This is a genomic window from Blastopirellula marina, assembly GCF_002967715.1.
In the GTDB taxonomy this organism is placed as follows: Bacteria; Planctomycetota; Planctomycetia; order Pirellulales; family Pirellulaceae; genus Bremerella; species Bremerella marina_B.
Genome location: NZ_PUIA01000058.1, coordinates 25,134 through 36,413, shown reverse-complemented (window position 1 = coordinate 36,413; position 11,280 = coordinate 25,134). Strand labels below are relative to the sequence as shown.

The following is an 11,280-nucleotide window of genomic DNA, read 5'->3' as shown; positions in this document are numbered from 1 at the left end:
AGAATTGTCGACAAACTATCGACAATCGCCCCTCGTGGATAAGCTGGCACTAAATCCGCTTCAACGTGAGATAGGACTCTGTTACGCGTCCCCACCCTTGAAGATCTTGCGGCCAAACTGAGGACTGTACGTTGTCCAGCGGCTGTCGCTGTTGACGTCGTCGGCCAGGAGTTTCTCGAAGCCGTGCATGTGGGCATCGAGGCTATCGATGTAGTGCAGGGCCAGTGCTTCGGCCGTCATCGGAACCTTTGGGCTGCCATACTCAAGCTTGCCATGATGGCTGACCACCATGTGCTTGATTCGCAGAGCCAGCTCTTCGGGGAAGGGTTCGCCGGCCAGCTTTTCGGCTTCTTTGGTCAGGCGATCAACGATGCTGACCCCGCTTACCAAGTGACCGATCAACTGACCTTCGTCGCTGTAAGCAAGCCCCTTGTCGGTGCTCAGTTCGTCGACTTTGCCCATGTCGTGGAACAGGATGCCCATCACCAGCAGATCTTCGTCGACCTGAGGATAGAACGGGACGATCGCTTTGCCGACCTTGATCAGGTTGACCACATGCTCTAGCAAACCACCTTCGTAAGCATGGTGGTTTTTTACGGCAGCGGGCGACTTACGAAAACGGGCGACCAGTTCTTCATCGATCAGGAAGCATTCGGCCAAATTTCGCAGGTGAATGTTGCGGATTGCCCGCAGCTGGTCCGACAGCTCCTTCAGCATGGCATCCATGCGTTGGGGGCTAACCTGCATGAAATCGGACTCGTCGACATCGCGGGCATCGACTTTCTCGATATGCGAGACAATGACCTGCATGGCCCCGTTGTAGAACTGGGATGTCCCTTGGATCCGAATGTAGTCGCCATCTTCAAAACGCTTGTAGATGCCTTCGTTGGCGTTCCACATCATGGCGTTGACGGCACCTGACTTGTCGGAAAGCTGCATCTGAAGATAAAGATTGCCCTGGCGGTTGGGGCGAAGCTGCTTGCTGGAAGCGACGTAAATCTCGTTGATGCTCTCGTTCTCACCTAGTTGCGTGATGCTTCTTCTGGCCATTCCCGGTCCTATCTCTTCTATTCCATCTTCTGCTATTCCGCAAAGCGCGTTCCCCCCATGGGAGAAGGTTGGAGGCGATTCTAGAGACACCCAACTGTCTCAACAAGGACCCGCAAATGTGGTTGCAGGGAACCACATGGCTACCTCGGCTGTCCCCAGTTGATAGATTTTTTTAGAATGCCGATCCACCCGATGGTGCAAACTTGCCCTTATTTTAAAGACATAGGAACATAGGGACCCCGATGGCCAAGGCGCCCAAAAACGCAATCAGCCCGACTCGCGAAGCGGACTATCCTGAGTGGTATCAACAGGTCATCAAGGCCGCCGACCTGGCCGAGGTATCCCCGGTGCGCGGGTGCATGGTCATCAAACCATGGGGCTGGGGTATCTGGGAAAATATGCAAAAAGTTCTCGATGGCATGTTCAAAGAGACAGGGCACGAGAACGCCTATTTCCCGCTTTTTATCCCCATGAGCTTCCTGGAGAAAGAAGCCGAGCACGTCGAAGGCTTTGCCAAGGAATGCGCTGTCGTCACGCACCACCGCTTGGAGCCTGGCCCCGATGGTGGCCTGGTACCGGCTGGCAAGCTGGACGAACCCCTGATTGTGCGGCCTACCAGTGAAACGATCATCGGTGCGATGTATGCCAAGTGGGTCCAGTCGTATCGAGATCTGCCGATTTTGATCAACCAGTGGGCTAACGTGGTGCGTTGGGAGCTTCGTACCCGGATGTTCTTGCGGACGGCCGAATTCCTGTGGCAGGAAGGGCACACGGCCCATGCGACCAAGGAAGAGGCCCTGTTCGAGACACGTCAGATGCTCGACGTCTACGCCGATTTCGCCGAGAACTACATGGCCATGCCGGTCATCAAAGGGGAAAAGCCCTCGTGGGAACGCTTTCCAGGGGCCGACATGACGGTCAGTATCGAGGCCATGATGCAGGACCGCAAAGCCCTGCAGGCCGGTACGTCCCACTTCCTGGGTCAGAACTTCTCGAAGGCCCAGGAAATCAAGTTCCAGTCGGCCGAAGGTACCGAGGAATTTGCCTGGACAACCTCGTGGGGGGTTTCAACGCGCCTGGTGGGTGGCCTGATCATGACCCACAGCGACGATGACGGTCTGGTGATTCCGCCGCGATTGGCCCCTAAGCATATCGTGATTCTGCCAATTTATCGTAGCGATGAAGAGAAAGCCGCGGTTCTGGCGTTCTGCAACGACCTGGAAGCCAAGCTCAAGGCGCAGTCTTACGATGGGGCACCCGTTCGCGTCATGATGGACGATCGCGACCTGCGTGGCGGAGAGAAGACCTGGTACCACATCAAGCGCGGTGTGCCGGTCCGCGTTGAAGTCGGTCCGCGTGACGTCGCCTCGGGCAGCGTTTTCGTTGGTCGCCGCGACAAGGCCCCCAACGACAAGCAGGGAATCCCGGTCGATCAGTTTGTGGCCGAAGTTGCCGCCACGCTGACCGACATCCAGAACGGCTTGTTCGAGAAGGCGAAGAAGCTGCGTGAGGATAATTCGCGTAAGGTCGATTCGCTGGAAGAACTGAAGAAGTGGTTCACCTCCAAGAATGACGACAAGCCAGAGATTCACGGCGGCTTTGCTTTTGTCCACTGTGCCGACGCGAAGGAAGTCGAAGAAGAGCTCAAGAAGCTGAAACTGACGGCTCGCTGCATTCCAGTCGACGGAGACGAGGAGCCAGGCAAGTGCCTGTTCACCGGACAGGAAGTTTCCAAGCGAATGGTCATCGCCAAAGCTTACTAAACCGCGGCCGGAAGACCTTCAAGAAACAAAAAACGGGGGCGATCAAATCGCACCCGTTTTTTATTGAATGATGCTGGCAACTCTTAGTACGAGTCGATCACGGTACCATCAGCCATAGCCGTGAGCTGAATCCAGACGTCGTTGTCGATCGTCAGCGAAATGGCATGAACCGAACCGTCGCCGAACACGCACTGCTCGACGTTGTGCGGGGTGCAAGCCGATTGCGACTTCGAGTTGATTGCCTGGAACGAGATGAACAGTGGTGCGAACAGCGAAGACGTTGGTGCGTTAGTACCATCTGGCTTGTAGCCAGCATTGTCAACAATTGCCGAATAGGCTGTCGGAATTTGAGTCGTATTTGGATAGCGTCCCACGAGTGCGGCCCGTGCGCGACCCGCAGTGATAAATGCCGCTTCCCCCGAGTTGGTTCTGTCGTCTGTACCGCCTGTGAAACCAGCGGCCGTCACTTCCGCCACCATGACGGTATTCGACAAGCCGTCGGTGACCTTCGCCAGATTGGTTGCGTATGCAGGTCGGAACATACCACCCAAGTCAATCTTCTTGGCCCGATAGTTAGTCGTACCCGAACCAGTGGTATCAAAGAAAGCGGGGCGAGTTGCCGTACCGGCCACTGCGGTGGACGAACCCTTGTTGAACTGCTGATACGAAACCGCAGAAATCCAACCTTCGACACCGGCGTAATTGGTGATCCCGATGTTATCGACCGGGGTCCGATCGCCGTTTTCTGGGTCGGATGGGCACTGCAGCATTTCCAGTTGCGTTTCCAGGAACGGACGGTTCTTGGCTGTAAAGTCCATGACCGTCATGTCCAGGCTTTCGGCCAGGTTATTTTGTTCAAGCTGCGGCAAGATCTTGGCAATCCAGGAATAACCTAGGGGATCCACCGCCTCGGGAAGCGTTTCTTTATCAGTCGAGAAGTTGATCAGAGCCAAACCAACCTGCTTGAGGTTGTTCTGACACTCGGCACGTCGACCAGCTTCACGAGCCATCTGCACTGCTGGCAGGGTCAAACCGACCAAGATTCCGATGATCGCGATGACGACCAGGAGCTCCACGAGCGTAAAACCGCGACGTACGCTGGTCGCGCGAGCAACATAACTGTTCATACGAATAGACCTTCCGAGCGAAACGATGAGCCGGCACAGAGGAGTTTTGTGGCTTAGAAAGCTGGCTGCATTCCTTAATACATTTGATTGTTACCGAAGTGTGCCCATAACTCAAGGGATTTGTCGACTTACGACACACCTATAGGTCACCTGACGGCCTCTTCTAGGCAAATATCCCCACCATTGGACTATCCCTACCGCATAATCGTTCCATCTGGCACTCCAAATGTAAGCCTAGGCAATCCAGGTCATCTTTTTGGATATGGCAAAGCTACCGGGCAGAATATAGCGGACTCAATTTCCGCAGCGTCTGTATCGATAAACCAACTAAACCTGGACTAGCTGCGAGACGCTACGCACCTCCTATCGTGCCCCTTGGCGGCGATAGATCTCCTGGTTTCGCCCTGACCGGCGAGTCACCAACGAGGTCAAAAAGAGGTTCGATGGGGAAGCGTAAGTTTATTACCCGCCCCGATGGACAAGGGCGTTTAGGCATCCGAGCGGCGGGTTGGGTAATTCGCGTTATGGACGCTCACGAATTCCTGGGAATTGGAGGGAGTTTTACGATGAAAATGGATTGGAAGGCCGCCATGTTGGCAGCCGCAATGATGGTCGGCGGTTCGACCGTCGCTTCGGCTCAGGAAGCTGGCATTTTTGACGCCAGCCAGGTGAGCTACAACGCAATCGCTTCCGATTGCGGTTGTGCGACGGACGTAGCCTGTGGCTGCGATGCCGCACCGACCTGTGGTTCGACCTGTGGCTGCTACAGCGACAGCTGCTGTGGCGGTATGGATTGGTTCGGTTGCTGTGAACACGGCGATGCCTGGACCTTGTTTGGCGAAAACGACTGCGGTGTCACCATCGGTGGTTGGATTTCGGGTGGTTACTATGGCAACTTCCGTGGTGTGAACACCAACAACGGAAACGCCCCGGTTGCCTTCCGTCAAATCTCGAATGCTGCCACGCTGAACCAAGCTTGGTTGTACGCCGAAAAGGCTGCTGACGCTGAAACCTACTGCTTCGATCTGGGTTACCGAGTTGACGCCGTTTTCGGTGCTGACGGTCCAGACACGCAAGCTTTCGGTTACGGCAACCGCAACCGTTGGGACAACGACTGGGATTCGGCAACGACCGCTGACGGCGAACAGCTGTACGGTACTGCCATTCCACAGGCTTACCTGACCGCTGCTTGGGGCGACTGGGAAGTTAAGGTTGGTCACTTCTACACCATCATTGGTTACGAAGTGGTTCAAGCTCCTTCTAACTTCTTCACCAGCTACGCCTACACGATGAATTACGGCGAACCGTTCACCCACGGCGGTATCCTCGCTACCTACAGCGGTATCGAAGACACCACGCTTTGGGGCGGTTACGTTCAAGGTTGGGACACGGCTTTTGATAACTGGGAAGGTCAAGCGACGTTCCTCGGTGGTATCAGCCGCGACCTGTCCGACAGCACCACTTTCACTTGGGCCGTCAACGCCGGTGACTGGGGCAAGACCAACGGTGGTAACATCTACATGAACAGCTTCGTGCTGACTCATGACCTGGGATGTGGCTACAGCTACGTCTTCCAGCACGACTTGGGCGTTCAGACGAACATCCCTGGCGAAGCTGCTTACTGGTACGGTGTTAACCAGTACTTCTTCAAGGAAATCAACGACTGCTGGTCGGCTGGTATCCGTGCTGAATGGTTCTGTGACGAAGACGGTGCCCGCGTCGGTAACGGCCCAGGTAGCTACTACGCCACGACCATTGGCTTGAACTGGAAGCCAAACGCCAATGTTATCGTTCGTCCCGAAGTTCGCTTAGAGAAGTTCGACGGTATCTACGGCAACGGCGGCACGCCATACGCTGAAGGCACGCACGATGACTGTGTGTTCTACGGCTTCGACGCTATCTTCACCTTCTAAGGTGTAAAGAGAAAGTCGAAAGACGCTTACAAAAGTGCCGCGGATGGAAACATCCGCGGCATTTTTATTTCTTGTAAGATAACGGGATCATTCATTCCGTCCCCTCTCAACCCCTTCGAAAGAGAATCCCGAGTGGGAGAAATCCAACAGCCGCGGAAAATCTTGCCGATCATCGCCGCGTTTAGTCGCTACCCGGCAGCACTGGAGTGGGGAAGGGAGCAAGCCGAAGCCCAGTGGGGCGAGATCGCCCTGATCAGCGAGCCCTTCCTGCTGACCGAAACAACCTATTACGATCAGGAAATGGGGCCTGGCCAATACAAGCAGTTTTGGGCATTTTCTCAGCTTCGCTCTCCCGGCGATCTGCCAGACTGGAAACGAACGTCCAACAGTTGGGAAGAAACGTACGCCCAAAAGGGCCAGTGGCCGGAAGAGCGTCCGCTGAATCTTGACCCCGGCTACATCTCCGAGGCCAAGCTGGTCCTGGCGACCACCAAGGATCGTGATCACCGCATTTATTTGCGAGATGGTATCTACGCCGAGGTCACGCTTCACTTTCGTCGCAAGGCATGGACCTCGTGGCCCTGGACCTATCCCGACTACCAGCGGCCCGAGTATCACGAGTTTTTCGATCGCTGCCGGGCCTACCTTCGCCAGCAGATGGCCTCTTAGAAAGCGAACAGGGCGGTCTACGATTCACCCCCTTTTTAAATAGAATGGAATCGTTCCTCTTCCATCCTTAACTCTTTTGCCTAGGAAAAACTGTGACCTGGAGCCCTGGCATTGCCTTTGCTTTTATCGTCGCGGCCATGCTGCCGGGGTTGATTCTGTCACTCATCACGACGTCGCTGGTGCGCCGCTGGGCACCCAAGCTGGGCCTGGTTGATCTGCCGAACGAACGCAAAGTACACGTGATTCCCACGCCACTTGGGGGCGGCATCGGAATTTGGGTCGGGCTTGTCGTCCCCTTTGCGATCGCTCAGGCCCTGGTCTGGTACGCGTCGAACCACCCCGACATGACTTTCAGTTCCGGTCTCCTACAGCGGGGCTGGGATTTCGCCCAGCCTCACCTGGCCGGCTATCAAGAGAAAGCCGTGTCGCTGTGGACACTATTAACCCTGGCAACGGTGCTGTTCACCGTGGGTCTGCTCGATGACTTGACGGGGCTGGGCTGGAAAGTTCGTCTGGCCGTCCAATTTGCGGTAGCCGCGACCGTGGTTTGGTTCCTCGGTTGGAAGCTCAGCTTTTTCGTCGAGATTCCTTGGATACCAGAAATCGTCACGCTGTTTTGGATCGTGGCGTTGATCAATTCGTTCAACATGCTCGACAACATGGATGGGCTCTCGGCTGGGATTGCCGGGATTGGTTCGTTCATGTTGGCTTCGGTGCTGCTATTGGCCCCTGATCCGACCACTGCCGGACCTCAACTCTTTGTCGGAGGGTTTCTGCTGGTGCTAACCGGTTCGATTCTCGGCTTCCTCTATCACAACCGTCCTCCCGCGAAGATTTTCATGGGAGACGCCGGTAGCTACCTGATTGGCTTCTGCATGGCCGTGATGACCATCCTGGCGACATTTGGCAGCTACGAAAACAACCGCCAACATGCGATCCTCGCGCCGCTATGCATACTGGCCGTGCCGCTGTATGACCTGATCACGGTGCTTTACATTCGTATTCGTGAAGGACGTAGCCCGTTTCAGGCCGACAAATGCCACTTCTCGCATCGGCTAGTCGAGATGGGCTTCAGCAAGACGAGCGCCGTGATGGTGATTTACTTGCTGACGATGACCTGTGGCCTGGGCGCGTTGCTTTTGCACATGGTCGATTGGATTGGGGCAATTTTTGTTTTACTTTTGGTGTTTTGTGTTCTCTGCCTGATCGCTTTGATCGAAAAGGCGGCTCGTCGGAAAGAACGGAATCGAAGCGAGTAAATGGCATCCAAGCAAAAGCAAAACCGGCGTCAATCCAACGAGTCCTCTGGCTCGTCTCTGTTGCCCAGCCTCGTCGGAACCGGCATCGCGTTTCTAGCCGTCGTCACACCGCTGGTTTCCAGTGAAGGATCTCCCGAACGAGGAGCCGAACTATGGCTAGCCGTGGCGTGGTGCCTGCTGCTGGTGTTGTGGGGTGCCACGGCGCTCATGAAACCCAAACTCGAAGTCCGCTGGAGTTGGACCGAAACCTGCCTGGCAGGGTTTCTCGTCTGGCTGGCTATTTCGACCTGGTTTGTCGCCGGGGAAGGGAACCTGCGGGCCGCGTTCAACAGCTACTGGGATTATGCGAGCGTGCTGATCGCTTACTTCCTGATTCGACAATGGGTGGTCACCGAAGCGCAGCGGCATGCGTTGCTTTCGGCGATGCTCTGCCTGGCGGTCTTCGTTTCCTCGTTTGCCATCTATCAATACCTGGTCGAAATGCCGGCCCAGCGTGCCGGCTATGCGGCAAACGCCGAGCAGATCCTGATGGATAACGGCATCGATCCGACGCCTGGCAATCCGATACGTGCGTTGTTCGAGAGTCGCTTGAACAGCACCGAACCGGTCGCCACCTTCACGCTGACCAACTCGTTGGCCGGCTTTCTCGTGCCGTGGATTTTGGTTTCGATCGGCTGGCTGAAGAATTCGTTTTCCCCTGAGACAAACTGGAAGCGTATCGCTGGCCTGGCGGTTGCGATTGCACTGGTTGGCATTTGCCTTCTGCTTACCAAGAGCCGCACGGCCTGGCTGGCAACCCTGTTTGGGTTAGGCCTATTGGGACTTTACGGAACGTCGATCGGTCGACGCGTCTCGTGGGTGATTCCTGCCGCTGGCCTGACGGTTTTCCTGGGCCTGTTCATGCTGGGCTTCGTTACCGGCGTGCTGGATGTCGAGGTCTTGAGCGAAGCCCCCAAGTCGGTGCTCTACCGGCTTCAATACTGGCAAGGGGCAGCGGCAATTATCGCGAATCACCCGATATTTGGCTGCGGGCTCTCCAACTTTCAAGGCTACTATCCTGAGTTCATGCTGCCGATGGCCAGCGAAACGGTCGCTGACCCTCACAACTTTATCTTTGAAGTATGGGCCTCGGCGGGCACGCCGGCGTTGTTGCTGTTGGTGGCCGCGATGGTGTTGTGGACGTTAAGCATCGCCCGAGATCCTCAGCCCACCGAAGCCACGCCGAAGCCTCCTGCTGACGACGCGGACAATCGCTCCGCATATCCGCTGTGGCTTGGTGCCGGGCTGGCGTTGGTTTTCGCGCCACTGCTGCAGATGATCATGCAGGAAGTACCGCCTGACTTCATGCCGCTGTTTGTGGGCATCCTTCCCACAGGCCTGGTCGCAATGACCTTGTGGGGCAAGCCAATCGCGCAGAACCAGCGTCTGTGGCTGTGCATTGCGGTGGCCGCTCTGACCATTGACCTGTTAGCGGCTGGGGGCATCAGCTTTCCAAGTGTTGCTGGTTCGCTCTTCTTACTTGCGGCAATTGCTTCCCCCCTCCAGCCGAGCATTATTCTGGAAGATACCCCAAGGAAACTCCTTCCGCTGGGAGTTGGGGCGGTTGGCCTCATGGTGGTGACGCTGTGGGGGATTCAACCTTCGCAAGCGCGACGTACGCAGATGAGCCTCTCGACGCTGGCCGCACGGCGCGGTGACTGGCAGGCCATGCAGCAGCACGCCCAGATGGCGACGGCGGCCGATACGTGGAGCAAAGAAGGCCCGTCCGCACTGGCCAGCGTTTACTTCCAAGGCTGGGTGAACAACCCAGATGCCAGCCTCGAGGTCCGGCAGCCGCTGCGGGACAGCTTTGAGGATGCCCTGGCCAAAACGTTCGAGCGTGCGGGGCACTCGTTTCCCCTGCACAATTCCGCCGGCGAGTGGCTGCTCGACATTTATCGCCAATCCGATAACCCCGACGACTTGCTCGCCGCGATCGACCATTTCCGCGAAGCGACGCGTCTGTTCCCCAACAGGGCCATTCACCATGCCCAACTGGCCTGGGCCCTACATCTGGCGGGTTTGCAAGAAGAAAGTCTTGTCCACGCCAACGAGGCATTGCGACTGGATGAACTGAATCCCCACGCTGAACGCTACCTCAATCGACTGAAAATTCACGATCCAGGCCCCTGGAAAACGGTCGAGAACCAGAAGCCGGCCCCAGATCCGAAACTTTCTGCCAAACAAGTCGTTGAGAATTTGCGTACAATGGAAGGGTAGTTTTCTCGCTCGATCATCCCCTCTCTTTTCCTTACCAGTGCCATGAAACCGATCGCCCTGTTGCTTGTTTGTCTGCTAATTGGCTCCGCAGCCGGTTATGGCATCGCTTACCGCGATGCTTCGCTCCCCAATCACTTCGGCCCGATTACCGATCCGGATCAATCGTGGAAGTCGATTCCAATTTCGGACGATGCCCCCCAGGCAGTTGTCGAAGGGGGGACGGTCTTTGTGTTTGGCCGCATGGAATTGAACTCGGTGGGCAAGCACACGTTCATTGTCAGAAACGAGGGGCAAGGGGTGCTTGAGCTGACCATGGAAGGCACTACCTGCAAGTGCACCATGGCCGACTTGAAAGAAGGAGACAAATTGGAGGTCGCTCCTGGCGAGTCGACCGAAATCAAGTTGGAATGGCGACCGAAATCGTACCAGGAAGACTTTGCCCAGACGGCCCGCATCGCGACCAACGATCCTCGCAATTCGCTGCTTGAACTGCGGATCACCGGTAGCGTTGTCCAGGCCGTCGTCCTTGATCCTGCCGAAGTCCGTTTCACCAACCTGGCCGCTGGCGAAACTCGCAAAGCAGCGACCAAAGCTTTGAGCTACAAGGAGAGCGCGTTCGAGATCAAAGATCTTTCGGTAACCGGCGAGCAGTCCGATCTGGTCTCGGTCACCCAGCGACCTCTTACCGAAGAAGAACTGAAGCAAGCCAACGGAGCCCTGGCCGGGTACTTGCTGGAAGTCGAAGTGAAGCCTGGCCTGCCGCTGGGTACCAATCGCCATACGATTGTGGCCCATACCACCAGCGAGTTCGCTCCGGAACTTGAGATTCCCGTCACCAGTTTCATCGTCGGTGACATCTCGGTCATCGCGGTCAAGAAGTACGACCGCGACAAGTCATTGCTCTACCTGAACAAACTGAAGAAATCGGAAGGCGCTGCAACGAAGCTGTTCCTCATTATCAAAGGTCCACATCGTGACAGCGTGAGTGTGAAACTCGACGAAACATTTCCTAAGTATATGAAGGTCGAAGTCGGCGAACCGGAGTCGCTAAACAACGGCACCGTTCGTAAGATCCCTCTTACGGTAGAAATCCCTGCTGGCGTACCTGAAGGAAATTTTCTAGGTCCCGAGCGTAAGGATTTGGGGAAAATCGCTCTATCTGTGGAAGGACACCCTGAGATCAAAGAGGTCAATATTGGTGTTTATTTCTCAGTCGAGTAGATTCTTCGATGTAACTCAT

General features: G+C 56.0%; 8 protein-coding genes. 6 read left to right on the top strand and 2 right to left on the bottom strand.

Going from position 1 to position 11,280, the window contains the following annotated elements; translation table 11 throughout:
* Positions 1 to 81 precede the first annotated feature (81 nt).
* On the bottom strand, positions 82 to 1,050 hold the full coding sequence (locus C5Y96_RS19375) for a 3'-5' exoribonuclease YhaM family protein (protein ID WP_105356770.1): 969 nt from the start codon (positions 1,048 to 1,050) through the stop codon (positions 82 to 84).
* Positions 1,051 to 1,292: 242 nt separating this feature from the next.
* Between C5Y96_RS19375 and proS the strand changes: the two genes are divergently transcribed.
* Complete coding sequence (gene proS / locus C5Y96_RS19370) at positions 1,293 to 2,813, top strand: proline--tRNA ligase (protein ID WP_105356768.1); 1,521 nt, start codon at positions 1,293 to 1,295, stop codon at positions 2,811 to 2,813.
* Positions 2,814 to 2,896: 83 nt separating this feature from the next.
* Here the strand turns inward: proS and C5Y96_RS19365 are convergent, their stop codons facing one another.
* A complete protein-coding gene (locus C5Y96_RS19365) occupies positions 2,897 to 3,940 on the bottom strand; it encodes a DUF1559 domain-containing protein (RefSeq protein WP_105356825.1) in 1,044 nt (347 codons plus the stop codon).
* Between the two features lie 566 nt (positions 3,941 to 4,506).
* On the opposite strand from C5Y96_RS19365, the gene C5Y96_RS19360 reads away from it, so the two are divergent.
* The 5 genes from C5Y96_RS19360 to C5Y96_RS19340 all read left to right on the top strand — a co-directional run bounded on the left by C5Y96_RS19360 (position 4,507) and on the right by C5Y96_RS19340 (position 11,261).
* Positions 4,507 to 5,853: an outer membrane beta-barrel protein gene (locus C5Y96_RS19360; RefSeq protein ID WP_158261325.1), complete on the top strand. Its 1,347-nt coding sequence runs from the start codon at positions 4,507 to 4,509 to the stop codon at positions 5,851 to 5,853.
* 132 nt (positions 5,854 to 5,985) lie between these two features.
* Positions 5,986 to 6,522: a DUF4416 family protein gene (locus C5Y96_RS19355; protein WP_105356764.1), complete on the top strand. Its 537-nt coding sequence runs from the start codon at positions 5,986 to 5,988 to the stop codon at positions 6,520 to 6,522.
* A gap of 92 nt (positions 6,523 to 6,614) precedes the next feature.
* Positions 6,615 to 7,781, top strand: coding sequence for an MraY family glycosyltransferase (locus C5Y96_RS19350; protein WP_105356762.1), 1,167 nt, complete (start codon positions 6,615 to 6,617; stop codon positions 7,779 to 7,781).
* On the top strand, positions 7,782 to 10,040 hold the full coding sequence (locus C5Y96_RS19345; protein ID WP_105356760.1) for an O-antigen ligase family protein: 2,259 nt from the start codon (positions 7,782 to 7,784) through the stop codon (positions 10,038 to 10,040). It begins immediately after the preceding gene.
* Between the two features lie 42 nt (positions 10,041 to 10,082).
* Positions 10,083 to 11,261, top strand: a complete 1,179-nt coding sequence (locus C5Y96_RS19340; RefSeq protein ID WP_105356758.1) for a DUF1573 domain-containing protein — start codon at positions 10,083 to 10,085, stop codon at positions 11,259 to 11,261.
* The last annotated feature ends 19 nt before the right edge of the window (positions 11,262 to 11,280 follow it).

Excerpts from the sequence above, each read along its gene's own strand:
- C5Y96_RS19375 (WP_105356770.1), bottom strand. The coding sequence starts at position 1,050 with ATGGCCAGAAGAAGCATCACGCAACTAGGTGAGAACGAGAGCATCAAC.
- proS (WP_105356768.1), top strand. The coding sequence starts at position 1,293 with ATGGCCAAGGCGCCCAAAAACGCAATCAGCCCGACTCGCGAAGCGGAC.
- C5Y96_RS19365 (WP_105356825.1), bottom strand. The coding sequence starts at position 3,940 with ATGAACAGTTATGTTGCTCGCGCGACCAGCGTACGTCGCGGTTTTACG.
- C5Y96_RS19360 (WP_158261325.1), top strand. The coding sequence starts at position 4,507 with ATGAAAATGGATTGGAAGGCCGCCATGTTGGCAGCCGCAATGATGGTC.
- C5Y96_RS19345 (WP_105356760.1), top strand. The coding sequence starts at position 7,782 with ATGGCATCCAAGCAAAAGCAAAACCGGCGTCAATCCAACGAGTCCTCT.
- C5Y96_RS19340 (WP_105356758.1), top strand. The coding sequence starts at position 10,083 with ATGAAACCGATCGCCCTGTTGCTTGTTTGTCTGCTAATTGGCTCCGCA.